A 25,264-nucleotide genomic window follows, 5' to 3' on the forward strand; every position below is an offset into this window, starting at 1 on the left:
GGCCAGTCATGGCCCGGCGGGAGTGGGTTGGAGGGCGGCGAGGAGGAGTGGGACGCCGCGGGTGGTGATGGTTCGCTTGAGATTGAAGGCGAGAACCATGAGGGCGAGTTCGGCCTTGGCCTTGCGCCGGCCGCGGAGCAGGAAGCGTGGATAGCCCATCATCCATTTGATGATGCCGAAGGGGTGTTCGACGAGTTCGCGGCGGCGCTGCATCCAGCCGGGATCCTCGACGGCACGGCGGTGCATGGCCTCGCGGGCGTCTTCATGGAAGTGGCGGGTGACCTTGCGCCGTTTGCCCCTGGTGCATTGGACCTTGATGGCACAAGCGGCGCAGGCCGGAGTGGCATAGGTGTTCTTCTGCTCGGGTTGGGAGACCGAGACGAGGGTGAGGATCTCGCCGGCCGGGCAGGTCCAGCAGTCGCGGGCCGGGTCGTAGGTGAAGGCGTCGCGGGAGAACAGATCGGCGTTCTTGGGATTGACGACCGTCTGGCGCGGCACCACGGCGGTGATGCCGGCCTCGGCGCAGGCTTGGCCCTGGGTGCCGTTGGAATAGCCGGTGTCGGCGACCACGGTCAGGGTCTCGACCGCCAGGCTCTCCTTGGCCGCCTGGGCCATCGGCAGGAGCTGGGTCTGATCGTTGCAGTCCCGGGTCAGATCGAAGGCGGCGATCAGGCCGTGTTTGCCGTCGACCGCGCTCTGGGCGTTGTAGGCGACTTGATGGCCATGGCGGGCGGTCTTCATCAAGCGGGCGTCGGGCTCGCTGGTCACGGTCTGACTGAGCCCTGCCCCGGCCAGGGCCTTGGCCTGGGCCTGGACCGTGTCGCGCTTGGCCTGCAGCACCGCCAGGGCCCGGGCCACATCGGTCGGTCCGGCCTCCGTCGCCGCCTCCTGGCGGTCGGCTTCGTCCATCGCCGCCAGATACTCGGCGATCTTGGCGTCCAGCGCCGCCGCCCGCTTCTCCAGCAGCGCCGGCGTCAGCACCTTCTTGCGGCTGGCCACGGCCTCGATCTTGCTGCCGTCGATGGCGACCAGTTCACCGCCATACAGCGATTGCCCGCGGCAGAACTGCATGAAGGCGCGGCACACCCCGGTGATGGCCGCGACATGGTCGCGGCGGAAGTCGGCGATGGTCTTGAAGGCGGGGGTGATCCGGTTGACCAGCCAGTGCACTTCGAGGTTGCGCACGCATTCCCGCTCCAGCCGCCGGCTCGACCGCATCTGATTGAGGTAGCCGTAGATGTACAGCTTCAACAAATCGCCGGGATGGTACGGCGGCCTGCCCGTGCTCTCCGCCTCCACCTTGCCGAACTTCAGATCCCTCAGGTCCAGCGTGGCCACAAACGCGTCGATCACCCGCACCGGATGCTCGGCAGCGACGATCTCGTCCAGGCTCGGTGCCATCAGCAACCGCTGATACCGCGACTCCCCCGTCACATGAACCATCACCGCCACTCCGAATGTCTTGTCGAAGCAGTAGATCACACCGGACCGGCCTCTAGAATCCCCCGCCAGTGGGTTTCCACACGGGCTGGCAAGCGGGAGAGGCAACACGTGACCACTTGGCGCGGGCGTTTTGCCGGATAAGCCGCCCTACCCCTTCACCGCGCCGCCGACCAGGCCGGCGACGATGTGGCGCTGGGCCAGCAGGAAGAAGGCGATCGCCGGTGCCAGAGTCAGGGTGACGAAAGCCAGGATCTTGTTCCACTCGGTGGAATACTCGCCCTGGTAGTTCATGATCCCGAGCGGCCAGGGATACATCTCCGGCGTGTTGAACATGATCAGCGGCAGCAGGTAGCTGTTCCAGCTGGCGACCAGGGAGAACACGGCCACGGTCGCCAGGATCGGCCGCGACAGCGGCAGGGTGATGCGCAGGTAGAACTGGAAATAGCCGCAGCCGTCGACCCGCGCCGCCTCCCACAGTTCGTGCGGCAGCTGGCGGAAGAAGCCGCGCAGCATCAGGATCGCCATGCCCAGGCCGAAGGCGACCTGCGGCAGCACCACGCCCCAATAGGTGTCGAGCAGGCCGAGGTCCCGCACCCGGATGAACAGCGGCAGCATCGCCGTCGCCGCCGGGAACATCAGCCCCAGCAGCAGGTAGTTCAGCAGCATGCGGCTGCCGAAGAACACCACATGGGCGAAGATGAACGCCGCCATCGACCCGACGATCAGCACCAAGCCGACGGTCAGGCCGGCGATGACGGCGGAGTTGAACAGCATGCGCCAGAGCCGCGCCGAGCTCAGGATCTCCCAATAGACCGGGCCCGCCCAGCTGGTCGGCAGGCCCAGCGGGTTGACCCGCAGCTCGCCCAGCGTCTTGAACCCGCCCAGCGCCGCCGCGATCAGCGGCACCAGCACGATGCCGGCGACCGCCAGCAGGGCCAGGTATTGCGGCATGAGGGAGGGGCGGAGCGTGGGCGCAGCCATGGGTCTTCCTAATCCCCGCACATCAGGGTGCGGCGATAGACGAGCGAGAAGGTGACGCAGATCAGGAACAGCACCACGCCGACGGCGCTGCCGAAGCCGATCTCCATCCGCATCTGGCCGAAGGTGTAGAGATAGGTCACCAGCGAATGGGTGGCGTTGGACGGGCCGCCCCGGGTCAGCGCCATCACCATGTCGAACAGCTGCAGCGCCCCGACCACCGAGAAGAACACCGACAGCCGGATGGTCGGGAACAGCATCGGGATCTTGATCCGGCGCACGATCTGCCAGGGCGTGGCGCCGTCGATCCGGGCGGCGTCGATGATCTCGTGCGGGATGCTCTGCAGCCCGGCGATGTAGATCATCATGTGGAAGCCGAAATACTTCCACACCACCAGCACCAGCACCGCCCCCATCGCCAGGGTGCGGTCGGCCAGGACGAAGGGCGCCTGGGCTCCGAACCAGCCCCAGATCAGTGCCACGGCGCCGTACTGGCCATCATAGAGGAACTGCCAGATCAGCCCGGTCGCGACCTCGGCCAGGATGTAGGGCAGGAAGAACACCATCCGGAACGCCACCCGGCCGCGCAGCTTCTCGGCCAGCAGCAGCGCCATGGCCAGGGCCAGCGGCAGCTGGATCGCCAGCGACACCGCGATGATCAGCCCGGTGTTGGTCAGCGCCGACCAGAAGGTCCGGTTGCGCAGCAGCAACTCGAAGTTCCGGAGCCCGACGAAATCCTGCGGGCTGCCATAGCCATTCCACTTGAACAGGCTGTAGAAGCCGGCCTCGCCCATCGGCAGGATCACGAAGATGGTGAACAGGGCTAACGCCGGCACCAGCATCAGCACCACCGGCGCCACCTGCGACTGCAGCGCCACGCGGCGGCGCCGGCGGACGGCCATAGGGTCGTGAGTCAGGGTTGCGGCCGTCATCGGGTTGTCGTCCTGGGAGCCGGCACCAAACGAGTCCCCCTCGCGGGGCTACGGCGTCCACGCATCGCCCACTTTGAGTCCCCCCTCCCCTCGCGGGAGGGGGCTAGGGGGAGGGGGTTCTCTCGGCATGACCCGAACTGGACCATCGCAAACCGGCGCGAACGGTGAGTTCGGCCCTCTGCCCATTCGCGCGCTGACGCGCGCAGACCCCTCCCCCTGGCCCCCTCCCGCAAGGGGAGGGGGGACAAGGAAGAGGTCGGCAGCCCATCTTGGAGTTGGAACCGCACAGACCTCTCCATCCGGCTCACCGCATCGTCCAGGCTTCCTGGACCTGGTCGGCGGCGTCCTTCGGGTCGGTCGCGCCGGAGGCGATGTCGGTGGCGACGTCGTTCACCACCCGGCCGACATTGGCACCCAGCATCTGGTCGTAGAACACCTGGAAGTAGCCGGACTTGGCGATGTTCTCCGCCATCTGGCGGAAATACGGGTTCTTCAGCTTCTCGGCCGTGCCCTTGTTGACCGGGATGTAGACGCCGAGCTCGGCCGCCTTCTCCTGGTTCTCCTTGTTGGTCAGGAACTTCAGGAAGTCGACGGCCTCGGGCGGCGACCCCTTGGTCACCAGCCAGCCATTGACGCCGCCGAGCACATCGGTCGGCTGGCCGACGCCACCGGCCACGGTCGGGAACGCAAACCAGCCGAGATCGGCGTCCGGGATGCCCTTGCCGGAGGCGCTGTTCTTCTTGGCGTTCAGGTAGTCCCAGTTGCCCATCAGGTGCATCGCCGCCTTGCCGTCGCCGAAATAGCCGGCGGCCTGCGGGTTGGTCAGGCCGAGATAGCCGGGCTCGAACGGCTCCAGCGCCGCGAGGTCCTTCAGATGCTCGCCGGCCTGGACGAACACCGGCCCGTCGAAGCCGTCGCCGGACTGGTTGTAGGCGGCCTGGAACGCATCCTTGCCGCCGATCCGCATGGCCAGCAGGGTCCAGTAGAAATGGATCGGCCATTTGTCGGCGCCGCCGGTCGCCAGCGGCACGATGCCGGCGGCCTTGATCGTCTTCACCGCCGACAGCAGGTCGTCCCAGCTCTTGATGTCCTCGGCCTTGACCCCGGCCTTGGCCAGGAGCGGCTTGTTGAACCAGAAGCCGACCTGCGAGGCCAGCACCGGCACGCCCCAGACATGGCCGTCGACGGTGAAGGCCTCGAGCGCGGCCGGGCTGATCCGGTCGGCCCATTCGCCCTTCACCGGCTCGGTCAGGTCCTCGATCACCCCGGCCTTGATCTGGTCGCGCAGCACGCCGCCGCCCCAGCTGTAGATGATGTTCGGCCGGTCGGACGATTGCAGCGTGGTCGGCAGCTTGGCCTTGTAGGCCTCGTTCTCCAGATACTGCATCTGGATGGTGACGCCGGGATGCGCCGCCTCATAGGCGCGGGCGACGCTTTCCATCCAGGCAACCGTGTCCGGCGTGTTCTCGATGTGCAGCCATTTGACCGTGGCGTCGGCCATGGCGGCGCCGGACAGAAGGCCCGCGGCGGCGAAAGCCGCGAGGCCCGACAGCATTCTGTTCATGATTGTCTCCTCCCTGTTTCCGCCGCCGTCGCCGGCGGCGGATTGACTGGAACGACGGCTTACCCTTCGAGCCAGCGCACCTCCTCAGGCGTCAGCGCGATGTCGAGCGCCTGCAGCGAATCCTCCAGCTCCTCCAGCGTCAGCGGGCCGATCAGCGGCAGGACCGGGAAGTCCTGGTGCAGGCAATAGGCCAGGGCCACCTGGTTGGCTGAGCGGCCCCGCTTGGCGCCGAGCTCGGCGGCACGGTCGCGGCGGCGGAAGTTGCCCTCGCCGTACCAGCAGCGCACCAGCTCCGGGTCGTGCTGCTTGTCGCGGCCGGCGCGGTCGGTGAAGAAGCCGCGGGCCTGGCTGGACCAGGCCAGCAGCGGCATCCGCCGCTGCCGCAGCCAGCCCTTCCACTCCGCATCCGCCGCGGCGATGCAGCCGGGCCAGACCGGCTGGATCATCTCGGCCAGGCTGAAATTGTTGCTGACCGTGGCGGGCGCCGCCTTGCCGTTGGCCCGGGCATAGGCGGTCGCCTCGTCCAGCCGCTCGCGCGTCCAGTTCGACCCGCCCCAGGAGCCGATGCGGCCGGCCCGGATCTCGGCGTCGAGCACGTCAACGAACTCGCCGACCGGGATGTCCGGGTTGTCGCGGTGCATCAGATAGAGGTCGAGCCGGCCGGTGTGCAGCCGGTCGAGCGATTCCGTCAGCTGGCGCGGGATCACGTCGGGGTAGCACAGCGGCGCATGCGCGCCCTTGCCGATCAGCACCACCTCGTCGCGCACGCCGCGGCTGGCCAGCCAATGGCCGAGCACCCGGTCGGAGCCGCCGGCGCGGTAGATCCAGGCGGTGTCGAAGGTGTTGCCGCCGCGCTCGAAGAAGCGGTCGAACAGCATCCCGGCCTGGCTGATATTCTCGATCCCGACGGCGCCGATCGCCAGGGCCGAGGCCGGACGGGCGGCGCCGGGCAGGTCGATCCGGCGCATCGCCCCGGCCTTGAGCGGCCGGCCATCGACCGGTCCGGTGCGGCGGGCCGGGGTCTCCAGCGCGTATTCCAGGCCGATCGCGGCGCGCCAGGCGTCCATGGTCTTCAGGTTGCCCAGGCTGTCGGCCGGGGTCATGAAGGCCGCCTCGCGCTGCCCGGCCGCCACCGCGTCACCGACGGCATCGGCCTCGAAGCTGTAGAGCCAGCCGGTCTCCTCGATCGCCACGGTCTCGGACTTGCCGTCGGCCCGGGTGATGACGATGGCGCTGCTGCCGCCTTCCTTGCCGCTGCAGAACCAGGGCGAGGCAACCTCGATCCGGCCCTCGGTGCCGAAGATCCGCACCGTGTTCTCCAGCGCCAGCGTCACGCCGGTCGCCACCTGGGCGACGATGCCGCCCGGGAACTCGAGCACCGCCGCGGTCCATTCGTCGACGCCGCTGCGGCCGAGATGGCCGGCCCCGGTGACCTTGACCGGGTCGAGGAAGGGCTTGCCCGAGGCTGCGCCGGCGACCAGCCGCGCCATCGACACCGGATAGCCGCCGACATCGAGGATGCCGCCGCCGGCCAGGTCGTTGGCGAACAGGCGGTGGTCGGGGTTGAACTTGGCGGCGAAGCCGAAGCTGGCCTGGATCATGCGCACCTCGCCGATGGCGCCGCCCGCCACCAGCTCGGCCAGCCGCCGGGTCTGCGGATGGGCGCGGTACATATAGGCCTCGGCCAAGAACACGCCGGCGCGGCGAGCCGCGTCGACCAGCGCCATGGCGTCATAGGCGTTGACCGCGATAGGCTTCTCGCACAGCACGTGCTTGCCGGCCTCGGCGGCACGGATGCCCCAGTGCACATGGCCCGGATGCGGCGTGGCGATGTAGACGGCGTCGACCTCGGGGTCGGCCAGCAGCGCCTCGTAGCCGGCGTGGATCCGGGCGCCGGGAAAGGCCTCGGCCAGCCCCGGCTTCGCCGCATCGCGCGTGCCGATCGCCACCAGCCGCCCGGTGCGCGACCGGGCCACGCCCCCGGCGAAGGCCTGGGCGATCCGCCCCGGCCCGAGAATGCCCCAACGCAGCTTCGCTTCCGTACCCATGCCCGTCTTTCCGTCTGTCGAGAGTGTCATCAGCCCCGCACCGCCTCCCTGATCAGGCCGGCGATGACGTGGAGCTGCATCGGGAAGAACATGCCACCGGCGGGATGGCGACGGCCACCTCCGCGGCGGCGGTCAGGTCGCTGCGGCTGGCGAAGCGAGGCCTGTCCATGTGCTTTTCTCCCCTGATGGCCGCATCTGGACGAACGGCAGTGAATTTTTTCGTTTTACGAATTTATCAGACCGGCTAGGGTGAAGCCTGTCAAGATCGAAAAATCGGATGATTGCCGAGAATTCGGAACGATATTGCCCGGCGGGTGGGATGGAAGCGCTGAATCGAGACCAGGCGAGGCCGTTCGCCCTCAGTCGCACCGGCGATCCGGGCATGGTGCGCCGCACCATAAAATTCGGATCCTGACGGAATGAAGACCGCCGATCCGGAGCTGATGCGGGCGATCAACCGCTTCCACGTGCTGGATGTGGTGCGGCGCTACGGCCCGATCTCGCGGGTCGAGATCGTGCAGCGCACCGAACTGGCGCCAGCCACCATCTCGGCTATCACCGGCGGGCTGCTCGAGGAGAACCTGGTGCTGGCCCGCGCGGTCGAGGGCGTCGGCACCGCCGCCCGAGGCCGGCCGCGGGTGATGCTGGAGCTGAACCGCGGGGCCGCCTTCGTCTGCGGCGTCAAGCTGGCGCCGCACCAGATCAGCATCGCCGTCACCGACTACAAGGCCGATGTGGTGCAGACCCTGTCGCTGCCGATCCGCGTCGCCCGCCAGGCGCCGGAGGTGGTGGCCGACATCCTGGAGGACGGCATCCGCCGTTGCGTCGGCGACGCCGATCTCGGGCTCGACCGGCTGGGCGGCATCGGCATCGGCCTGCCCGGCTTCATCGACGGCCGCAGCGGCACCTGCGTCTGGACCCCGATCCTGGGCGCGCCGGACGTGCCGCTGGCGGCGATGGTGCAGGAACGGCTGGGCGTCCGCACCATCGTCGAGAACGACGTCCACCTGGTCACGCTGGCCGAGCACTGGTTCGGCCAGGGCCGCGACAGCGACACCTTCGCCGTCGTCACGGTTGAGGATTCGGTCGGGCTGGGCCTGTTCCTGAACGGCGACGTGCATCGCGGCGCCGCCGGGATGGGAACGGAGTTCGGCCACACCAAGATGGCCCTGGACGGGCTGCCCTGCCGCTGCGGCCAGCGCGGCTGCATCGAAGCCTATGTCTCCGACCACGGCATCGTCACCCGCGCCCGCGCCCTGCTGGGCGCCGAGGCTGGGCCGATCGCGCCGGAGGATCCACGCGCCATCGGCCGGCTGCGCGACATGGCCCGGGCCGGCCGGGCCGAGATCCGCGCCCTGTTCGAGGAGGCCGGCGCCATCCTGGGCTTCGCCGTCGGCAACCTGATCACGCTGCACAGCCCGCCCAAGGTGATCGTGGCCGGCAGCGCGATCCAGGCCCGCGACCTGATGGAGCCGGCCCTGCTGGCCACCATCGACCGCATCGTGCCGGTGCCGATCCGGCGCGGCACCCAGATCATCCTGCATGAATGGAGCGACGACGCCTGGGCCCGCGGTGCGGCCAGCCTGGTGCTGCGGCAGCTCTACGAAGCGCCCTGGAACGGCCAGGGCATGCCCCGATAGCGGAGAGGACCATGAGCGATAGACCGGTCGGAGTCGGCATCATCGGCTGCGGCGTGATCAGCGGCGCCTATCTGAAGGCGGCGCCGAACTTCCCGATCCTGCAGGTCAAGGCCTGCGCCGACCTGAACCTGGAGGCGGCGCAGGCCAAGGCGGCCGAGTTCGGCATCGCGGCCCAGAGCATCGAGCAGCTGCTGGCCGACCCCGAGATCGAGATCGTGCTGAACCTGACCACGCCGCAGGCGCATGTGCCCGTCGGGCTGCAGGCGATCGCCGCCGGCAAGCATGTGCATGCGGAGAAGCCGCTGGCGGTCAGCACCGCCGAGGGCCGCACCCTGCTGGAGGCCGCGAAGGCGAAGGGGGTGCGGGTCGGCAGCGCCCCCGACACTTTTCTCGGCGCCGGACAGCAGACGGCACGTGCCCTGATCGATGCCGGGCGGATCGGCCGGCCGGTCGCAGGCACCGCCTTCATGATGGTGCCGGGGCATGAGCGCTGGCACCCGAACCCGGATTTCTACTATGCCAAGGGCGGCGGCCCGCTGTTCGACATGGGGCCCTACTACCTGACCACGCTGGTCAACATGCTGGGGCCGGTGGCGCGGGTGACCGGGACGGTCGCCGCCGCCTACACCGAGCGTCGCATCGCCAGCGGCCCGCGCGCCGGGCAGGCGGTCCCGGTCGGCACCCCGACCCACATCACCGGCACCCTGGCCTTCGCCTCCGGCGCCGTGGTCACCATGGTGATGAGCTTCGACATCCCGGCCCACCGCCACGCGCCGATCGAGATCTATGGCGAGACCGCGTCGCTGAGCGTGCCCGACCCGAACACCTTCGGTGGCGATGTGCTGGTCTCCGTCGACCGCACCGAGTGGAAGGCCGAGGCGACCGGCCACGCCTATGGCGACGGCAACTACCGCATCATCGGCGTCGCCGACCTGGCCCAGGCGATCCGCACCGGCCGGCCGCACCGCGCCAATGCGGAGCTGGCATTCCATGTGCTGGAGGTGATGGAGGCAGTGGAGCGATCCGGCCAGGAGGGCCGTCCGGCCGAGATCGAGAGCCGCTGCGAGCGGCCGGAACCGATGCCGGTGGAGCCCGCCTTCGGCCGGGCCGCCGCCTGAGACGCGAAAAGGAGAGGAAGCGATGACGAGGCAGGCGCTGATCGTCTGGGGCGGCTGGAACGGCCACACTCCCAAGGAATGCGCGGATGAGGTCGCCGGGATGCTGCGCGGCGACGGCTTCGAGGTGTTCATCGAGGACACCACCGAGGCCTTCGCCGACCCGGCGCTGAAGGACATGCACCTGATCGTGCCGATCTACACCATGTCGACCATGGAGAAGGAGGAGGTCACCAACCTCTGCGCCGCGGTCGAGAGCGGGGTCGGCCTCGCCGGCTTCCATGGCGGCATGTGCGACGCCTTCCGCAACGAGGTCGCCTACCAGTTCATGACCGGCGGCCAGTGGGTGGCGCATCCCGGCAATATCATCGACTACCAGGTGCGGGTGACCCGGCCGGACGACCCGGTGATGCAGGGGATCGGGGATTTCGACTACCGGTCCGAGCAGTACTACATGCATGTCGACCCGAACAACGAGGTGCTGGCCGAGACCACCTTCACCGGCGACCACGCGCCCTGGATCGCCGGCCACACCATGCCGGTGGTGTGGAAGCGCAAGCACGGCGCCGGCCGGGTGTTCTACAGCTCGCTCGGCCACCGGGTGGAGGAGTTCGAGAACCGCGCGATGAAGACCATCCTGCATCGCGGTCTCTTGTGGGCGGCGCGGGAGGGTTGAGCCTCGCGGGTTACTACGTGGCGTCTCCTGCGAGCAAGCCCTTTCAGAGTGACTCCGCTCTTCCGGCATAGACTTTTTATCCTCCCCCTCCCCTAGCGGGAGGGGGAGGATAGAAGGCATCCCCGAGTCAAACGGCGGCATTCTGAACAGGTCCCGCCAGGCAGGAGAGGCCCGCGCTTCTCTTCACCTCGGGATCGCCCTGAGACAACCGCGCGCTTGCGTCCGTCACGGCGGAGTCGGTAACACCAGAGGCTGGACCCATCACGCCGGACCGGCCCCCTTGCCCGACGCCCAACCGACCGAGATCCAGCAGCACGACCCCGACACGCCGGCGCCCGCCGGGCCGAAGCGCCGTCGGCGCTTCTCGGAGGTGCTGCAGGATCTGGCCGCGGAGGACGGCGAGCGCATCGCCATCGCCGACATCCTGACCGCCTTCGGCGACCGGGCCTTCGGCGCGCTGATGCTGGTCTTCGCAGCGCCGAACATCCTGCCGACCCCGCCCGGCACCTCCTCCGTCCTCGGCGCGCCGCTGCTGTTCATCACCTTCCAGCTGATGCTTGGCCGCCCGGTGCTGTGGCTGCCGCGGCTGATCACCCAGCGGTCGGTGGCACGGGCCGACTTCGCCCGGCTGGTCGACCGCATGGTGCCGTGGCTGGCCAAGGCCGAGCGGCTGCTGCGGCCGCGGCTGTCGCTCCTGATCGGCCCGGTGCCGGACCGCTTCATCGGCGCCGCCTGCCTGCTGCTGGCCATCATCCTGTTCCTGCCGATCCCGCTCGGCAACATCGTGCCGGCGCTGGCGATCTCGGCCTTCGCCATCGGCCTGGTCGAGCGCGACGGCATCGCCGTCTCGGTCGGCTGGGCGGTCAGCGCCGGTGCGCTGGCGATCCTGGTTGCCGTTTCCGCTGCCCTCTGGGCCGCCCTGCGCGCCTTCCTCGAGACGCTGTTCGGCGTCACGATCTGATCGAAGCGGGGCCGGGGCAGCCGCTCCGTTCCCAGCCCCCAACTGTCATGCCCGGGCTTGACCCGGGCATCCAGAAACTGTCGACATCCTCTGGATTGCCGGGTCAAGCCCGGCAATGACAGCAAGAGAGGACGCCGTACCGGCAAGGTCACGAAACCGTCACGTCTCCAGGTCGGCGATGCGGGTGACCACCCGGATGCGCAGCTGGTCGCGCCGGCCGCGGATCGCCACATGCTCCGCGCGGAAGGCCGAGAGGTCGGCGCCGGCATGGTCGAGCAGGTCCTGCGAGACCACCAGCTCCGCGCCATAGCCCTTGCACAGCCCTTCCAGCCGGCTGGCGGTGTTGACGGTGTCGCCGACCGCGGTCAGGCCCTTGACCCCGCCATAGCCCATCTCACCGACGATCGCCGGGCCGACATGCAGGCCGATGCCCATGCGCAGCGGCTCCTTCAGGTCCGAGGCCAGGGCCTCGTTCAGCTCGGCCAGCCGCACCGCCATGCGCCGGGCGGCGTCGAGCGCCTGGCGGCTGGCCGCCTCGCGCCCGGCCTCGACCCCGAACAGCGCCATCACCCCGTCGCCGATGAACTTGTCGACCTGCCCCCCGGCCGCCTCGATCGCCTGGCCCATGGCGGCGAAATAGCGGTTCAGCAGGAACACCACGTCATAGGGCAGCCGGTGCTCCGACAGCCGGGTGAAGCCGCGCAGATCGGCGAACATCACCGCGATCTCGCGCTCCTGGCCGTGGCGGTGGCCGGGGCCCTGGAAGCCGTCGCGGGCGGTCGCGGTCGGCGGCAGCAGCGGCGTGACCTCGAGGTCGTGCACCGGCCGGATCTGGCAGGCCAGCCGCACCCCTTCGGGCGCGCCGATGCGCTGCAGCACGCGGGCCTCGTCGGCTGCCGGCGGCGGCAGATGCTCACCGCCCAGCCCGACCCGGACCCGGCAGGTCGAGCACCGGCCGCGGCCGCCGCAGACCATGGCCTGCGGGATTCCGGCCGCCCGGATGATCTCGAGCGCGGTGGCGCCGGGGATGATGTCGAGCACCTTGGTGTCGCGGTAGAACAGCTTGGGGCCGCTGCGGCGGGCCCGGACGGCGCGGACGACCGGCCCGGCGAAGGCGGCGAGGATCAGCGCCAGGATCGCGATCCGGGTCCACAGCGCCCCCTGGGCGGCAAAGGCCTGCGCCTCCGGCGTCAGCTTGATCGAGCGGTGCAGGTCCTCGAGCCAGCCCGGCTGCGCCGCCATTGCCCGGACCTGCAGCCCGGCCGAGACGAAGCCGGCCAGGCCGAGCGCCGGGACCAGCAGGGCGGCGGCGTAAAGATAGGGCAGCGCCTTCGGGTACCAGGGCCTGAGCCGCAGCCAGTAATGCACGCCGATGCAGCCATGGCCCCAGGCGACCAGCACCAGCACCGTCTGCTGCACGGCGCCCAGGCCGCTGCCGCCCCACATCGACGACAGCACGAAGCGATAGGGCGTGCCGACGCCGAACACCTCGAAGGCGACCACCGTGCTGAACACATGGCCGGCCAGCAGCAGCGGCACGGCGAGGCCGAGGCCGAGCTGCACCGCCTGCCAGGGCTTCAGCCGGAAATTGTGCCGCTGCCAGATCGACACCAGCGCATTGGAGATATGGACCAGGAAGGCGGCGGACAGCAGGGTCAGGCCAGGCTGCTTCTCCCACACCAGGATGAACAGCCCGAGGCCGCGCTCCATCGCGTCCAGCGACAGGAGCCCGGCCGCATGGTTGATCAGATGGGTCGCGAGAAAGGCGAGGAGAACCAGCCCGCTCGGCAGCCGCAGCCGCTGCAGCCACGCCCCGGCCCGGGAGCCCCGGATGCCAGGGGCGTGCAGGCCGCTCAGTTCAGCGGACCGGAAAAGACCCAGGTCTCCACCGTGTCATGGGCGCGGAAGGCCGGGACCTCGGGGTGGTGATAGACGAAGACCCGGATCGCCGCATCCATGGCCACCGAACGCGGCGCGCCGCGGGCCACCAGCTCGCTGTAGGCGCGGGTCACCGCCTTCTGGCAGCGGCAATCCGCCGAGCCCTCGGCGAAGGGCTGCTCGCCGAAGCCGCAGCCCTCAGGACTTCTTTTTCCGGCCATAGAGTTCGAGCCTGTGATCCACGAGTTCGAAGCCGAGCCGCTTGGCGATCTTCTCCTTCAGCACCTCCAGCTCCTGGTCCTTGAACTCGATGACCTCACCGGTCTCGAGATCGATCAGGTGGTGGTGATGCTCGAGATTGACCTCGAAGCGGGAATAGTTCTCATTGAAGTCGTGCCGCTGCACCAGGTTCAGCTCGTCGAGCAGGTGCAGGGTGCGGTACACGGTCGCGATGCTGATCGACGGGTCGATCTCGCGGGCCCGGTGATAGACGGTTTCGACCGATGGATGGTCGAGTGACTCGGTCAGCACCTGCAGAATGACACGACGCTGATCGGTCATCTTCAGGCCGGCGGAGACACATCTCTCCTCGAGCGTCATGGCTCAAACCCTCTCTAGCCGCGGAACCATTGGCGGATTTGGAGAGATTACAGATCGCAGCGGCGCTTGACACCCGAAAATGCGCCGCAGGGCACCGGGAGGACGGCCATGGGCGACCTGTTCGCACTGGATATGAGCATCCACGGCTGGATCGCCCTGGGCATCGCCGTGGTCGGCATCATCGCCCTCAATCTCGGGCTGATGCACCTCGCCCGTAAGAAGCACGATTCCCACTACGACCCCGATGACGATGCGCCCTGAGCGGCGGCGTCCTCCGGCCGGTCGAGGCTGCGGGTCAGCACCATCCGATGCGGGAACGGGATGTCGATGCCGACCTCGTCGAAGCGCCGCTTCATCCGGCGGTTGAATTCCCGCGCCACGCCCCATTGCTTGGCCGGCGGCGTCTTGATCCGTGCCTTGATGGTCACGGCGCTGTCGCCGAACTTGTCGAGGCCGATGATCTCGATCGGCGCCAGGATGGCCGGCGCCCAGGCGGGGTCGAGCTGCAGCTCGCGGCCGAGGTCCCGCAGCACCTCGATCACCCGGTCGACATCCTGGTCGTAGCCGATCCCGACATTGAACACGGCGAAGGAGAAGTCCTTGGTCATGTTGACGATCGAGGTGACCGAGCTGAACGGCAGCGTGTGCACCGCCCCGGTCTCGTCGCGCAGCCGGATGGTGCGGATGGTGATGCTTTCGACCACGCCGCTGTCCGAGCCGATCTGGACCACGTCGCCGACCGACAGCGTGTCCTCGAACAGGATGAACACGCCGGTGATGACGTCCTTGACCAGGGTCTGGGCGCCGAAGCCGATGGCGAGGCCGACCACGCCGGCGCCGGCCAGCAGCGGCGCGATGTTCAGCCCGACCTCCGACAGCACCATCAGCACCACGACGGTGATCAGCAGCACCATGAAGGCGTTGCGCAGCAGCGGCAGCAGGGTGCGGGCGCGGGCGCTGCGCTGCACCAGGTTCCCCGAGGAATCGTGCCGGTTCAGGTGGTACTCGATCAGCTGGCTGACCACCTCCCACGCCACCAGCGCCGCCACGATCACCAGCAGGATGGCGCCGCCGCTGGCCAGCACGGCGCGGCCGGTCTCGGTCTCCATCCAGGCGATGCCGCCGAGCTGCCAGACCTCGAGCAGCACCAGGACGCTGACCAGCAGGACGACCACCTTCAGCGCGGTGTCGAGCACCGGCAGATAGCGGTTGGCGCGATGCTCCAGCCCGGGAAAGCGGGATTTCAGCTCCGGCCCGATCGAGAAGGCGCGGTGGATCAGCCGCGGCCCGTAGGCGGAGACCAGCCGCGCCACCACCAGCACCAGCACGGTCAGCAGCGTGGCCCGCAGGACGAAGACGAAGCCGCCATTGATGCCGAGCGCCCAGATCGCGAAGGTGACGACGACATAGGCGATGGCGAGCAGGTGCCAGACATCGGCCAGGCGCCGCCGGGCGGAGCCGACGGCACGGGTGACGCCGGCCTCCTCGCCCTCCGCGGCCCGGCGCCGGCGGCCGCGCAACCAGTCGGCGACCGGCTGCCGGTTCTGCAGGATCAGCACCACCAGCATCGCCGCGACTGCCAGGCCGATCAGGTATTTCAGCGTGGTCAGGCTGCCATAGGGCAGGCCCAGCACCACGGCGGTGGAGACGGCGAGATAGCCGAACACCAGCAGGTAGATCAGCCGCTTGGCCCAGACATAGAGATAGCCGGCGGTCTCGTCGCCGATGCGCAGCAGCCGCAGATGCGGGTGTTCCGGTGTCAGCACCAGGCGGATCAGCATCAGCGCCAGGCCGCTGATGATCGTGGCGTTGACCAGCGCCAGCACCACGGTGCGGACGAACCAGGGCGGGTCCAGCACCACCGCCATGGCATAGGCGCCGAACACGAAGGCGATCAGCGGCAGGAAGTCGAGCACCGCCTGGGCCAGCAGCAGCGGGATCTTGCCCCACAGCGTGGCCGGGGCCTTGCCGTTCAGCGCCGTGAAGGGCCGGCGCAGTAGCAGCCGGACCAGCCAGCCCGCGGCGATGCCGGCGAGGACGACGCCGACGACGTTGAGGAACACCACGACCCAGCGCTCCCGCGCCGCCGGGTCGGACAGCTGGTCCCGGGCCCAGGTCGCCAGCTCCGGCAGCCGTGCCAGGGTGCCACCGATCTCCGCGACCGCGCCGGTGACGTCGCGCACCTTGCCCGAGACCACGACCAGGGCTTGGCTGCCGACCGTCTCCAGCGCGCTGCGCTCCTCCTGCTGCTGCGCCTGGGCCTGCAACATCAGCTGCAGCCGGGCCACCAGCTCGGCCCGCGCCTGGTCGTCCTGCAGCGTCGCGATCAGCGCCTTGACCTGCTCCGGGTTGGCCGGCTGGTCGGCCGCGGCGGACGGCGCCGAAGTGGATGTCCCCGGCACCTGGCCGGCGGCGAGGCCGGGCGCGAGCAGGACGAGAAGGAGAAGCAGCGGGCGGAGCAAGCGGATCATCGGCTCGGTCGGGCTGTGGACGGGCGGTGTTCCGGATCGGCGTCCCGGCGGCGGGTCGAGGCCGCCCCTATCCTTCCCCGCCCTGCCCTCTGGATCAACCCGTCCGTCGAGGCCATCTTTGGGGCGTCCTCACGGGAAGCGGCAAGGGAAGGCGATCATGGCGAAAGACGGCGATCTCGGCTCGGTGCGGCCGAAGCTGGTCGAGAGCAAGCAGCGCTGGGCGCGCGAGGGCCGGCTGCTGACCGGCGATACCGCCGACCCGGAGCGGGACCGGCTGCCGCCGGGCCAGCGCCTGGTGGAACACTGGCCGGTGCTCGATCTCGGCGTGCAGCCGGAGATCCCGCTCGACAAATGGCGGCTGACCATCGACGGGCTGGTCGAGGCCCCTACGGTGTGGCGCTGGGACGACATCCTGGCCCAGCCGGAATTCGAGGACGTGTCGGACATCCATTGCGTCACGTCCTGGTCGCGCTTCGACAACCGCTGGCGCGGCGTCTCGGCCCGGCACCTGCTGTCGCTGGTGCGGCCGAAGCCCGAGGCCCGGCACGTCGTCTTTCACAGCTACGACACCTACACCACCAACGTGGCCCTCGACGCCTTCGCCGCCGAGGACGTGCTGCTGGCCACCCATCACGACGGCGAGCCGATCCCGGTCGAGCATGGCGGGCCGCTGCGCGTGATCATGCCGCGCTGGTACTTCTGGAAGAGCGCCAAATGGGTGAAGCGGATCGAGTTCATCGCCGCCGACCGCCCGGGCTTCTGGGAGGAGCGCGGCTATCACAACGAGGGCGACCCCTGGGAAGAGCAGCGCTACAGCTGACAGGTGTGAGCCGCTCCCTCCTTTGTCATTGCCGGGCTTGACCCGGCAATCCAGAAGCTGTCGACAATCTCTGGATGCCCGGGTCAAGCCCGGGCATGACAGGTTGGGGCCGGGCAGACTCAGCGCGGCAGCAGGGCGCGCAGCGGTTCCGCGCCCGGGTTGCTCTTCTGCCCCTGGAAGATCACCCGCGCCGGGGTGCCGAAGCCGTAATAGGCATCGTTCTTGCCCTGGTCCTCGCTGATCACCGTGCCGTCCAGCGTGCCGCCGGCGAACAGGCCCCGGTTCTGCGAGAAGGCATACATGTCGGCATTGGTGTTCAGCCCGGTCGAGGCGCCGACGCCGGCGCCGAGGGTGAACAGCGAGCCCGACAGATCGGCGCCGACGGTGAAGCTGCTCTGCTCCACGGCCCGCAGTCCCTTATCGGTCATGATCGTCAGCACCAGCTGCGAGACCTGGCCGCCGATCTGCAGCCCGAAGGTGCCGCCGCCGACGCCGTAGAAGGCGGGGTAGCTCCAATTGCCGTCCGCCATCCGGACCAGCATCACCGCATTGCCGCCGCGGCCGCCGAAGATGAAGCCGCCGCGCAGCAGCTCCGGCGCGATCAGCACCGCCTTGGCGCCGCGGATGTAGCGCGGCAGCGCCGAGAGTTCCTGGGCGGCGAGCAGTGCCTGCAGCGCGCCGCGGCTTTCATCGACCAGCAGCTGCGCGTCGCTCGGCGTCGAGGTGGCCGAGCCGCAGGCGGCGAGCGTGCCCGACAGCGCCAGCATGGCGGTCGACGCGCCGGTCAGGCGGAGGAACTCACGGCGGTCGATCATGGTCGGGGCTCTCCTCAGACTCCACGTGAAGACTCGTGGCAGACGCTAAACGATCAATACATCTTTTCCGTTCCAAATGGCAGGTTCAGGGCGATGATCCGCCAGCTTTCGGCGCCGGAGGACGACCGGATGCGGTCGAGCCGGGTCAGCGACAGCGTGTCGACCGCGAGCCGGAGCGCCCGCTCGCCGTCCAGATCCAGCGCCAATGCCGCCGCGGCGCGGATGGTGCCGGCATGGGCGATGGCGACGATGTCGCGGCCGGCGTGGGCGTCGGACAGGGCCAGGATCGCGGGCTGCACCCGGCGAAGCACGGCGTCGAAGCTTTCGCCGCCGGGCGCGGCATGGGCGGAGGGGTGCGACCAGAACGGATCGTGCCGCGGCAGCGCGCGGTAGACCTCACGGCTCGGCCGGCCCTGCCAGGCGCCGAAATCCTGCTCGATCAGCGCCGGCTCGACCGACGGCACCGCCGCCTCGCCCATCGCCGCCAGCAGCGCCGCCGCGGTCTCGGCGGTGCGCCGCAGCGGCGAGTGCAGCCAGACGGCCCGGCGCGGCAGCCGGGCGGCGAGGGCCGCGATCGCCGCCGCGTCGCCGGTGTCAGCTTCCAGGTCGAGCCGGCCGTACAGCAGCTTGTCCGGATTGACCACCGGGGCGTGGCGGACCCACCACCAGCGGGTCGTGGTCATGCCGCCGCCGCGGCGCACAGCACCGCGACCTCTGCCAGTTGCTGGGCGGCGCCGAGCACATCGCCGGTCTGGCCGCCGATGCGGCGCTTGGCCAGCCCGGCCAGGACCCAGACCGCCAGCGCCGCTAAAGCCAGCGCCGCCAGCCCGTGGCGCAGCCCGAGCAGCAGCAGGGCGAAGCACAACGCCAAGCCAAGGGCGGTGAACACGGCCTCCGTAGGCGGTCGGCCGGCCCCGGCGCCGAGCCCGTCGGGCCGGGCCGGGGGCAGCCAGGCCAGCAAAGCCGGGGCCGTGGCCCGCGACACCGCTCCGGAAGCGGCCAGGACTGCGACTCCGGCCCAGGGTGTGACAATCGCCGCCAGGGCCGCGGCGCGCAGCCCGACCGACAGCACCAGCGCCAAGGTGCCGTAGCTGCCGATGCGGCTGTCGCGCATGATCTCCAGCGTGCGCTCGCGGTCGCGGCCGGCGCCGAAGCCATCGGCGACATCGGCCAGACCGTCCTCGTGCAGCGCCCCGGTCAGCAGTGCCTGCGCTGCCAGCGCCAGCAACGCCGCGACCAGGGCCGGGGCACCGAGCCAGAGCGCCAGCGCCCAGACCAGCCCGGCGGCCGCGCCGATGCCGGCCCCGACCAGCGGGAACAGCCGCATCGACCGGGCCAGGGCATCGGCCGGCGCATCCGCCGGCCAGCGGACCGGCAGCCGGGTCAGGAAGCAGGCGGCGATGCGCAGGTCGCGCAGCAGGTCGTCCATGGCACCCGGTTAACCGGTCCGGCCCGTGGCGGCAAGCCGCTCAGATGATCCGCCGGATCGTCCGCTTGCGCCACACCAGCCGATAGTAGGCAATCTGGCCCAGCGCCATCACGGCGAAGGCGACCGGATAGGCGATCCAGATGCCGTCGATGCCGATGTGTTGGCTGAGCAGCCAGGCCACCGGCACCTCGACGCCGAGGATGGCGAAGATCGAGATCGCCATCGGCGCCAGCACCGTGCCGCTGGCCCGCATCACCGCGGAGACCACGCCGGCCAGGCCAAAGACGATGTAGCTCCACAGCGTGATGTGCAGCAGGTCCTGCGCCAGCTCGATCACCGGCGGGCTGGTCAGGAACAGCCCATCAGCGTGCGCGAGAACAGGTAGGCGATGGCGACCAGCCCGCCGGTGACGATCAGGTTGAGCAGGATACCGGTGCGGGTGATGGCGCCGAGGCGGTCGGCATGACCCGCGCCGATCGCCTGGGCGCCGAAGATCGAGGCGGTGATGGCGATCGAGATCGCCGGGAACTGGACGTAGCTGACCACCTGGTTGACCGCGCCATAGGCGGCGGTGGCGTCTGAGCCGAAGCCGTTGACGAAGGACAGCACCGCGACCTCGGCCAGCGACACCAGCACCAGTTGCACGCCCGAGGGCAGGCCGATGCGCAGCACCGCCCGCAGGATCTTCGGGTCGATCCAGAGATGGCGCAGCAGCACGGCGTCCGGCGCCAGGGCATGGCCGCGGCGGCGCAGATGGACGGCCAGCCAGGCCAGGGCGGCGAGGAAGGAGACGATCGCGGCATAGGCGCCGCTGAGCACGCCGAGCTGCGGCAGCCCGGCCCAGCCGCGGATCAGGGCCGGGGTCAGGATGAGGCCGATCGCGGCCTGCAGCGCCAGGGCCAGCAGCAGCGTCACGGTGTCGCCGGTGCCGCGCATCATCGAGCTCATCAGCAGGAAGACGAACAGCCCCGGCATGGCGATCAGCATGATCCGGGCATAGGCGGTGGAATCGGCCAGGATGTCGGCCGGGGTGCCGACCGCGGCCAGCAGCGACCGGGTGAAGGCGCCGCCGAACAGCGCGACCACGAGCCCAGCCAGGATGGTGACCGTCAGCGCGGTGCCGGCCACCGCCTTGACCTTGTCCGGGTCCTTGGCGCCCCAGGCCTGGCCGATCAGCACCGAGGCGCCGGCGCCCAGGCCGATGATGAACGAGATGAAGAAAAACAGGATCGGGAAGAACGCGGAAACGGCAGCCAGCGCGCCGACCCCGATCATCTGACCGAGATAGATGTTGTTGAGCGTGCCGGACAGCCCCTGCAGCACGTTGCTGAGCATCATCGGCCCGAGGAACAGCAGGAACGCCTTCCAAAGCACCGGAGACGAGGAGGCCGCAGCGGCGCCACGTTCGATCGCATTCGACATGACGGTCCTCTTCAGGCCGAAAGCGGCGCGTCGAATGCGGCGGCGGCCAGCCGCCTTGCATGGTCGCGGATGTCGACGGGCCAGTCCTCGGTCAGGGCGGCGAAACGGTCGCGGTCCGGCGCGAACAGGGCGCGCGCCGCCTCCTCGAAGCCGGGCCGGTCGCCGGCCATCGCCGCCATGAAGCGGTATGCCGCCTCCTGCGCCTGGCGCAGCCGGTCCCGCCCTTCGCCGGCGCGCCGCGCCTCCTCGACCAGGCGGCGCAGCGTCACCGAGGCGCCGCCGGGCTGGCCGGCCAGCCAGTCCCAATGCCGCGGCAGCAGCGTCACCTCGCGGGCGACGACGCCGAGCTTCGGCCGGCCGGGGCCGCGCGGCGCGTCGGATTGCGTCTCGGCCACGGCCGGCGCCGGCAGCCGGGCCAGAACCTCGGCCTCGCTGCCGCGCAGGTCGAGTTCGACCGGCCGGCTGGTGGCGTCGTCGAACACCAGGACCGTGTCGCCGCGATCGGCGGCACGCTTGACCGCCAGCGCCACCTCGGCCAGCGGGCCGGAGGCGATGCGGCGGGTGCCCTGGAAGGCGGTGCAGGTGGAAACGGGGGTCATGGGCGCCTCCCTGGCGCGATGGAATGGCGCTTTATACCCGGGTGAAAACCCGCCGTCAATTTCACCCGGGCGAAAATATCAGATCCGATGGATTCCCGGATTGAGCGAAGCGGCAAGACGTATATAAATAGACGTTCACTTATTTGGTCTGCCAATGCCCCGCCCCCGCACCATCCCGGACGAAGCCCTGCTCGACGGCGCCCTGGCGGTGCTGCGCCGGGCCGGGCCGGAAGGCATGACCTTCGCCGCGGTGGCGGCCGAGACCGGCCTGTCGGCGGCGACCCTGGTGCAGCGCTTCGGCGGCAAGGCGGCGCTGGTCCGGGCGGCGCTGCTGCGCGCCTGGGACCTGCTGGACGCCCGCACGGCCGAGGCCGACGCCGCGGCCCCGCCCACCCCGACGGGAGCGGTGGCGCTGCTGGTGGCGCTGTCCGGCGACTACGGGGACGACTATGCCGAGGGGCTGCTGGTGCTGCGCGAGGATCTGCGCGACCCCACGCTGCGCCGCCGCGGCGCCGCCTGGGGCCGGGTGCTGGCCGAGGCACTCGGCCGACGCCTGGCCGATCCCGCCGGCCCGCGCCCCGATCTCGGCCGGCTCATGGCGGCGCAGTGGCAGGGCGCCGTACTGTGGTGGGGCTTCGAACGCGGCCGGTCGCTGCCGGAGGCGGTGACGGCGGAGCTGGAGGCGTTCTGCCGGACCGTCGCCACCGCGGCCGATCAGAACCCCAGTCGGTCGCAACTGCGCGGATCCTCGACCCGGCGCGACTCGTAGATTTCGCCCAGCCGGGCCGTGCGACGCCAGGGTCGGGCCTTTTCCAGAGCGATATCAAAAGCCGGATCGGACCGGTCGAGCGTGCCGAAGACGAGGTCGGCGTCCCCGTCCCGGCCGCCTTCGGCCAGCACGGCCCCGTTCGGTCCGATCAGGCCGGCGGGAAGATCCCGGCTGCACTGCGCCGGATTCGCGAGCCCGATCCACAGGCAGGTCGCCGCCGCATGGCCCCGGGCCAGCGTGCTGAAGGCCGGATGAGGGGCATAGGCCGACACCAGCACGGCGTCGACGCCCAGCGCCTCGTACTCGGCGAAGAGCTCGGGGAACACGATCTCGATGCAGATGGCGCAACCGAAGGTGAAGCCGTCCACCGCGAAGGTCAGCGGCGCCTGGCCGGGCGAGAACCAGTCGCTGATCTCTGTGTGCGAACAGCGCCGCTTGTCGTAGCGCCCGGCAGGGGCGCCGGTGTCGGCAATGATATAGAGGCTGTTGTGCGGCCGGTGCGGCGCGGTCAGCGGATGGGCGCTGCCCAGCACCACCCACAGGCCCAGGCTGCCGGCCAGGGCCGCGGTTTCCTCCAGCTCCTCCCGCAGCGCCGGCCAGTCGACCTCGTCCCAGGCCATTACCTCGGACTTGGCGTAGCCGGAGGCAGCGCCTTCCGGGAACTGGACCAGACGGGCCCCGCCCGCCGCGGCGCGGTGCATCAGGCCGCGGATCTGCCGGCCGTTGGCACGGATATCGCGGTCGATCCGGCTCTGGGCGACGGCGATGCGCAGCGGGCCCGCCATGTCACATCCCCTCGCCGTCGGTGACACGGCTGGGCAGGAGCTCGCCCGAGCGCTCCAGCACCGGATAGGCCGCGGCGGCGACGATGTGGCCGTTGACCCGCTTCATGTCGCGCAGCAGGTCGAGGTGCAGGGCGCTGGTCTCCGCCGTGTCGCGGCGGCCGGTGCGCAGCCGGTCGAAATGCGACTGGGTGGCCGCCGCCTCGAGGTCGCGGAACGCCACCTTCTCGTCGACCAGCAGCCGCGCGGCGCGGCGGTCGTCGGTCATGAACAGCGAGGCGGCGGTGCGCAGGTTGGTGACCAGCCGGTCCATCATCCCCAGCAGCTCGGCCTCGCCCTCCTTCGAGAACACCAGACCGCGCTTCAGCCGCTTGGCGCAATGCGGCAACAGGTTGCCGTCGATCACGTCGCCCGCCTGCTCCATGTTCATCGCGAAGTTCAGGATCTCGCCCAGCCGGCGGTGGTCGGCGTCGCTGAGCGATTCGGGATCCAGCGAGGTCAGGTAGGTCTTGATCGCGGTGTTGAGGTGGTCGAGCACGTCGTCCATCCGCTTGGTCTCGGCGATCATCTTGCGGTCGCCCTTGTGCAGCGCGTCGCGGGCGCCATGCAGCATCGTCTCCAGCACGTCGGCCAGGCGCATCGCCTCGCGCGCCGCGCCGCCCAGCGCCACGATCGGCGTCTCCCGCGCCGCAACGTCCAGATAGAGCGGCCGCGACGGGTCCGCCGGGTCGACCCGGCGCGGCAGCAGGCGCTGCAGCAGCTTCGAATAGGGCGTCAGCAGCGGCAGGAAGATGACCGCCAGCGCCAGGTTGAACAGGGTGTGGAAATCCGCCACGGCGCGGGCATTGTCGGGCTCGACCGTCACCATCAGCGGCCCGATCCAGCGCAGCAGCACCAGCGCCACGATCACCCCGAGCAGCCGGTTGGCCAGGTTGCCGATCGGCAGCCGCTTGGCGGCGGGGTCGTCGCTGGACACGCCTTCGATCACCGGGTTGATCGCGGTGCCGAGATTGGCGCCCAGCACCAGGGCGAAGGCGGCCTCCGGCGGCACCACGCCGTTGGCGGCCAGCGACATCACCAGCAGCACCACGGCGACGCTGGAATGCACCGCCCAGGTGAAGGCGGCGGCCAGCAGCACATCGAGGACCGGCTCGGTCGAGATCGCGCCGAGCAGAAGGCGCAGGCTGGGCGCGTCCTCATAGGGCGTCATCAGCGACAGCAGCTGGTGCAGCGCCATCAGCATCAGGCCGAGCCCGATGAACACCCGGCCGAGGTCGTGCGTCGGCGTGCTGGAATCACGGCGGAACAGCAGGAAGCCGATCAGGATCAGCACCGGCGCCGCGGCCGCCACGTCGAAGGACAGCACCTGCACGATCAGCGTGGTGCCGACATTGGCGCCGAGCATCACCGCCAGGGCCGGCACCAGATCGACCAGCCCGCCGGCGGCGAAGCCGGCCACCATCAGCCCGGTGGCCGTGCTGCTCTGCAGCACCGCGGTGACGCCGATGCCGGCGAGGAAGGACCGGAACCGGTTCTTCAGCGCGGCCCCCAGGATCGAGCGCAGCTTGGGCCCGAAGGTGCGCTGGATCCCGGTCTGCACCATATGCGTGCCCCACAGCAGCAGGGCGATATAGCCGGCCAGGTCGATCAGGGTAACGGGAAAGCTCATCCTGGGGCCTCGAAAGGCAATCGCCTCCGCTCTTGTCTTCACCTAGGCTTTGAATCGGCGGCTTTGCGCCGGACGGGCCGGGTGATCGGAACGGCGGGAACAGCGCGATGGTTCCTGATTTGCCCGGGCCGATCAAGGGCGGGCGGCGGCGGAGGATGGAATGCCGGGTAAGACCAAGGCCGTCCGGGTGCAGCACGGTGCCCTGCCCTACCGGGTGGGGCGGGACGGCGCGGTCGAGATCCTGCTGGTCACCTCGCGCGGGACGCGGCGCTGGATCATCCCGAAAGGCTGGCCGATCAAGGGGCTGAAGCCCGCGAAATCGGCGGCGCGCGAAGCTTATGAGGAGGCCGGGGTGCGCGGCGCCGTCGGGACCAAGCCGATCGGCAGCTTCGTCTATGACAAATGGATCGAGGAGGGGGTCAGCGTGCCCTGCGAGGTCGGCGTCTTCCCGCTGAAGGTCGAGCGCCAATACAAGACCTGGCCCGAGCGCCACGAGCGCGAGACCCGGTGGTGCGGCCCCGAGGAGGCGCTGGACCTGCTGGACGATCGCGGCCTGCGCGACGTCGTCGCCGGATTCGTCGGGCGACTGCAGGCGCGCAAGGCGGCGGAGTGACAGGCCCGCGCCGATTTTGACGCCGCACCGCTTTGGTGGC

25 protein-coding genes are annotated in these 25,264 nt (G+C 70.0%); 8 read left to right on the plus strand and 17 right to left on the minus strand.

The genetic code is table 11. The features are described 5' to 3' along the window. Positions 1–6: 6 nt before the first annotated feature. The 5 genes from QFZ27_RS02845 to QFZ27_RS02865 form a co-directional block, all read right to left on the minus strand. On the minus strand, positions 7–1,443 hold the full coding sequence (locus QFZ27_RS02845) for an IS1182 family transposase (RefSeq protein ID WP_429224230.1): 1,437 nt from the start codon (positions 1,441–1,443) through the stop codon (positions 7–9). 147 nt (positions 1,444–1,590) lie between these two features. After that, the gene (locus tag QFZ27_RS02850; protein ID WP_429224568.1) at positions 1,591–2,424 is read right to left on the minus strand and encodes a carbohydrate ABC transporter permease; all 834 of its coding nucleotides are present in this window, start codon (positions 2,422–2,424) and stop codon (positions 1,591–1,593) included. An 8-nt stretch (positions 2,425–2,432) separates the two neighbouring features. Continuing rightward, positions 2,433–3,353, minus strand: coding sequence for a carbohydrate ABC transporter permease (locus QFZ27_RS02855; protein WP_429224569.1), 921 nt, complete (start codon positions 3,351–3,353; stop codon positions 2,433–2,435). Positions 3,354–3,657: 304 nt separating this feature from the next. Next, on the minus strand, positions 3,658–4,917 hold the full coding sequence (locus QFZ27_RS02860; protein ID WP_429224570.1) for an ABC transporter substrate-binding protein: 1,260 nt from the start codon (positions 4,915–4,917) through the stop codon (positions 3,658–3,660). A 59-nt stretch (positions 4,918–4,976) separates the two neighbouring features. Next, positions 4,977–6,965: an aldo/keto reductase gene (locus tag QFZ27_RS02865; RefSeq protein WP_429224571.1), complete on the minus strand. Its 1,989-nt coding sequence runs from the start codon at positions 6,963–6,965 to the stop codon at positions 4,977–4,979. Positions 6,966–7,384: 419 nt separating this feature from the next. Here QFZ27_RS02865 and QFZ27_RS02870 point away from each other — a divergent pair, with 419 nt between their 5' ends. From QFZ27_RS02870 to QFZ27_RS02885, 4 genes are all read left to right on the plus strand, one after another. Then, positions 7,385–8,605, plus strand: a complete 1,221-nt coding sequence (locus QFZ27_RS02870) for an ROK family protein (protein WP_429224572.1) — start codon at positions 7,385–7,387, stop codon at positions 8,603–8,605. An 11-nt stretch (positions 8,606–8,616) separates the two neighbouring features. Continuing rightward, complete coding sequence (locus QFZ27_RS02875) at positions 8,617–9,723, plus strand: Gfo/Idh/MocA family protein (RefSeq protein WP_429224573.1); 1,107 nt, start codon at positions 8,617–8,619, stop codon at positions 9,721–9,723. 22 nt (positions 9,724–9,745) lie between these two features. Next, entirely contained in the window at positions 9,746–10,396 is a 651-nt protein-coding gene (locus tag QFZ27_RS02880; protein ID WP_429224574.1) for a ThuA domain-containing protein, read from the plus strand. 280 nt (positions 10,397–10,676) lie between these two features. Further along, positions 10,677–11,357, plus strand: coding sequence for an exopolysaccharide biosynthesis protein (locus QFZ27_RS02885; protein WP_429224575.1), 681 nt, complete (start codon positions 10,677–10,679; stop codon positions 11,355–11,357). 159 nt (positions 11,358–11,516) lie between these two features. On the opposite strand, the gene QFZ27_RS02890 is transcribed toward QFZ27_RS02885, so the two are convergent. From QFZ27_RS02890 to QFZ27_RS02900, 3 genes are all read right to left on the minus strand, one after another. Continuing rightward, on the minus strand, positions 11,517–13,067 hold the full coding sequence (locus tag QFZ27_RS02890) for an adenylate/guanylate cyclase domain-containing protein (protein ID WP_429224576.1): 1,551 nt from the start codon (positions 13,065–13,067) through the stop codon (positions 11,517–11,519). 143 nt (positions 13,068–13,210) lie between these two features. Then, complete coding sequence (locus QFZ27_RS02895; protein WP_429224577.1) at positions 13,211–13,456, minus strand: hypothetical protein; 246 nt, start codon at positions 13,454–13,456, stop codon at positions 13,211–13,213. After that, positions 13,434–13,835, minus strand: coding sequence for a Fur family transcriptional regulator (locus QFZ27_RS02900; RefSeq protein WP_138887091.1), 402 nt, complete (start codon positions 13,833–13,835; stop codon positions 13,434–13,436). The genes QFZ27_RS02895 and QFZ27_RS02900 overlap by 23 nt, the downstream gene beginning before the upstream one ends. A gap of 108 nt (positions 13,836–13,943) precedes the next feature. Here QFZ27_RS02900 and QFZ27_RS02905 point away from each other — a divergent pair, with 108 nt between their 5' ends. Next, on the plus strand, positions 13,944–14,096 hold the full coding sequence (locus QFZ27_RS02905; protein WP_429224578.1) for a hypothetical protein: 153 nt from the start codon (positions 13,944–13,946) through the stop codon (positions 14,094–14,096). Here the strand turns inward: QFZ27_RS02905 and QFZ27_RS02910 are convergent. Beyond that, positions 14,069–16,306: a mechanosensitive ion channel domain-containing protein gene (locus tag QFZ27_RS02910; RefSeq protein WP_429224579.1), complete on the minus strand. Its 2,238-nt coding sequence runs from the start codon at positions 16,304–16,306 to the stop codon at positions 14,069–14,071. The genes QFZ27_RS02905 and QFZ27_RS02910 overlap by 28 nt on opposite strands. Before the next feature lie 157 nt (positions 16,307–16,463). Between QFZ27_RS02910 and QFZ27_RS02915 the strand changes: the two genes are divergently transcribed. Further along, positions 16,464–17,126: a sulfite oxidase-like oxidoreductase gene (locus QFZ27_RS02915; RefSeq protein ID WP_429224580.1), complete on the plus strand. Its 663-nt coding sequence runs from the start codon at positions 16,464–16,466 to the stop codon at positions 17,124–17,126. Between the two features lie 119 nt (positions 17,127–17,245). On the opposite strand, the gene QFZ27_RS02920 is transcribed toward QFZ27_RS02915, so the two are convergent. The 6 genes from QFZ27_RS02920 to QFZ27_RS02945 are packed head-to-tail and all read right to left on the minus strand — an operon-like array spanning position 17,246 to position 21,391. Further along, positions 17,246–17,941, minus strand: a complete 696-nt coding sequence (locus tag QFZ27_RS02920) for a lipid-binding SYLF domain-containing protein (protein WP_429224581.1) — start codon at positions 17,939–17,941, stop codon at positions 17,246–17,248. A gap of 53 nt (positions 17,942–17,994) precedes the next feature. Beyond that, complete coding sequence (locus QFZ27_RS02925; protein ID WP_429224582.1) at positions 17,995–18,624, minus strand: histidine phosphatase family protein; 630 nt, start codon at positions 18,622–18,624, stop codon at positions 17,995–17,997. Further along, positions 18,621–19,370 carry an adenosylcobinamide-GDP ribazoletransferase gene (gene cobS / locus QFZ27_RS02930; RefSeq protein ID WP_429224583.1) on the minus strand — a complete coding sequence of 250 codons (750 nt, stop codon included), beginning with the start codon at positions 19,368–19,370 and terminating at the stop codon, positions 18,621–18,623. The genes QFZ27_RS02925 and cobS overlap by 4 nt, the downstream gene beginning before the upstream one ends. 40 nt (positions 19,371–19,410) lie before the next feature. Then, complete coding sequence (locus tag QFZ27_RS02935; protein ID WP_429224584.1) at positions 19,411–19,707, minus strand: MATE family efflux transporter; 297 nt, start codon at positions 19,705–19,707, stop codon at positions 19,411–19,413. An 11-nt stretch (positions 19,708–19,718) separates the two neighbouring features. Next, the gene (locus tag QFZ27_RS02940) at positions 19,719–20,792 is read right to left on the minus strand and encodes an MATE family efflux transporter (RefSeq protein WP_429224585.1); all 1,074 of its coding nucleotides are present in this window, start codon (positions 20,790–20,792) and stop codon (positions 19,719–19,721) included. A gap of 11 nt (positions 20,793–20,803) precedes the next feature. Then, complete coding sequence (locus QFZ27_RS02945; RefSeq protein ID WP_429224586.1) at positions 20,804–21,391, minus strand: DUF2239 family protein; 588 nt, start codon at positions 21,389–21,391, stop codon at positions 20,804–20,806. Positions 21,392–21,545: 154 nt separating this feature from the next. Here QFZ27_RS02945 and QFZ27_RS02950 point away from each other — a divergent pair, with 154 nt between their 5' ends. Beyond that, a complete protein-coding gene (locus QFZ27_RS02950) occupies positions 21,546–22,160 on the plus strand; it encodes a TetR/AcrR family transcriptional regulator (protein WP_429224587.1) in 615 nt (204 codons plus the stop codon). On the opposite strand, the gene QFZ27_RS02955 is transcribed toward QFZ27_RS02950, so the two are convergent. Then, positions 22,106–22,945: a carbon-nitrogen hydrolase family protein gene (locus QFZ27_RS02955; RefSeq protein ID WP_429224588.1), complete on the minus strand. Its 840-nt coding sequence runs from the start codon at positions 22,943–22,945 to the stop codon at positions 22,106–22,108. The genes QFZ27_RS02950 and QFZ27_RS02955 overlap by 55 nt on opposite strands. A gap of 1 nt (position 22,946) precedes the next feature. After that, positions 22,947–24,611 (minus strand): Na/Pi cotransporter family protein, encoded by a 1,665-nt coding sequence (locus tag QFZ27_RS02960; protein WP_429224589.1) that lies wholly within the window; start codon positions 24,609–24,611, stop codon positions 22,947–22,949. Positions 24,612–24,771: 160 nt separating this feature from the next. Here QFZ27_RS02960 and QFZ27_RS02965 point away from each other — a divergent pair, with 160 nt between their 5' ends. Further along, a complete protein-coding gene (locus QFZ27_RS02965) occupies positions 24,772–25,224 on the plus strand; it encodes an NUDIX hydrolase (protein WP_429224590.1) in 453 nt (150 codons plus the stop codon). Positions 25,225–25,264: the final 40 nt, after the last annotated feature.

This window comes from Inquilinus ginsengisoli (assembly GCF_050434925.1).
In the GTDB taxonomy this organism is placed as follows: Bacteria; Pseudomonadota; Alphaproteobacteria; order DSM-16000; family Inquilinaceae; genus Inquilinus; species Inquilinus ginsengisoli_B.

What these genes read in the sequence shown, in the direction of transcription:
- QFZ27_RS02910 (WP_429224579.1), bottom strand. Translation starts at nt 16,306, where the DNA reads ATGATCCGCTTGCTCCGCCCGCTGCTTCTCCTTCTCGTCCTGCTCGCG.
- QFZ27_RS02945 (WP_429224586.1), bottom strand. Translation starts at nt 21,391, where the DNA reads ATGACCCCCGTTTCCACCTGCACCGCCTTCCAGGGCACCCGCCGCATC.
- QFZ27_RS02915 (WP_429224580.1), top strand. Translation starts at nt 16,464, where the DNA reads ATGGCGAAAGACGGCGATCTCGGCTCGGTGCGGCCGAAGCTGGTCGAG.
- QFZ27_RS02865 (WP_429224571.1), bottom strand. Translation starts at nt 6,965, where the DNA reads ATGGGTACGGAAGCGAAGCTGCGTTGGGGCATTCTCGGGCCGGGGCGG.
- QFZ27_RS02870 (WP_429224572.1), top strand. Translation starts at nt 7,385, where the DNA reads ATGAAGACCGCCGATCCGGAGCTGATGCGGGCGATCAACCGCTTCCAC.
- cobS (WP_429224583.1), bottom strand. Translation starts at nt 19,370, where the DNA reads ATGGACGACCTGCTGCGCGACCTGCGCATCGCCGCCTGCTTCCTGACC.
- QFZ27_RS02905 (WP_429224578.1), top strand. Translation starts at nt 13,944, where the DNA reads ATGGGCGACCTGTTCGCACTGGATATGAGCATCCACGGCTGGATCGCC.
- QFZ27_RS02900 (WP_138887091.1), bottom strand. Translation starts at nt 13,835, where the DNA reads ATGACGCTCGAGGAGAGATGTGTCTCCGCCGGCCTGAAGATGACCGAT.
- QFZ27_RS02850 (WP_429224568.1), bottom strand. Translation starts at nt 2,424, where the DNA reads ATGGCTGCGCCCACGCTCCGCCCCTCCCTCATGCCGCAATACCTGGCC.
- QFZ27_RS02855 (WP_429224569.1), bottom strand. Translation starts at nt 3,353, where the DNA reads ATGACGGCCGCAACCCTGACTCACGACCCTATGGCCGTCCGCCGGCGC.
- QFZ27_RS02860 (WP_429224570.1), bottom strand. Translation starts at nt 4,917, where the DNA reads ATGAACAGAATGCTGTCGGGCCTCGCGGCTTTCGCCGCCGCGGGCCTT.
- QFZ27_RS02890 (WP_429224576.1), bottom strand. Translation starts at nt 13,067, where the DNA reads ATGGAGCGCGGCCTCGGGCTGTTCATCCTGGTGTGGGAGAAGCAGCCT.
- QFZ27_RS02950 (WP_429224587.1), top strand. Translation starts at nt 21,546, where the DNA reads ATGCCCCGCCCCCGCACCATCCCGGACGAAGCCCTGCTCGACGGCGCC.
- QFZ27_RS02955 (WP_429224588.1), bottom strand. Translation starts at nt 22,945, where the DNA reads ATGGCGGGCCCGCTGCGCATCGCCGTCGCCCAGAGCCGGATCGACCGC.
- QFZ27_RS02875 (WP_429224573.1), top strand. Translation starts at nt 8,617, where the DNA reads ATGAGCGATAGACCGGTCGGAGTCGGCATCATCGGCTGCGGCGTGATC.
- QFZ27_RS02925 (WP_429224582.1), bottom strand. Translation starts at nt 18,624, where the DNA reads ATGACCACGACCCGCTGGTGGTGGGTCCGCCACGCCCCGGTGGTCAAT.
- QFZ27_RS02895 (WP_429224577.1), bottom strand. Translation starts at nt 13,456, where the DNA reads ATGGCCGGAAAAAGAAGTCCTGAGGGCTGCGGCTTCGGCGAGCAGCCC.
- QFZ27_RS02960 (WP_429224589.1), bottom strand. Translation starts at nt 24,611, where the DNA reads ATGAGCTTTCCCGTTACCCTGATCGACCTGGCCGGCTATATCGCCCTG.
- QFZ27_RS02965 (WP_429224590.1), top strand. Translation starts at nt 24,772, where the DNA reads ATGCCGGGTAAGACCAAGGCCGTCCGGGTGCAGCACGGTGCCCTGCCC.
- QFZ27_RS02920 (WP_429224581.1), bottom strand. Translation starts at nt 17,941, where the DNA reads ATGATCGACCGCCGTGAGTTCCTCCGCCTGACCGGCGCGTCGACCGCC.
- QFZ27_RS02845 (WP_429224230.1), bottom strand. Translation starts at nt 1,443, where the DNA reads ATGGTTCATGTGACGGGGGAGTCGCGGTATCAGCGGTTGCTGATGGCA.
- QFZ27_RS02880 (WP_429224574.1), top strand. Translation starts at nt 9,746, where the DNA reads ATGACGAGGCAGGCGCTGATCGTCTGGGGCGGCTGGAACGGCCACACT.
- QFZ27_RS02940 (WP_429224585.1), bottom strand. Translation starts at nt 20,792, where the DNA reads ATGTCGAATGCGATCGAACGTGGCGCCGCTGCGGCCTCCTCGTCTCCG.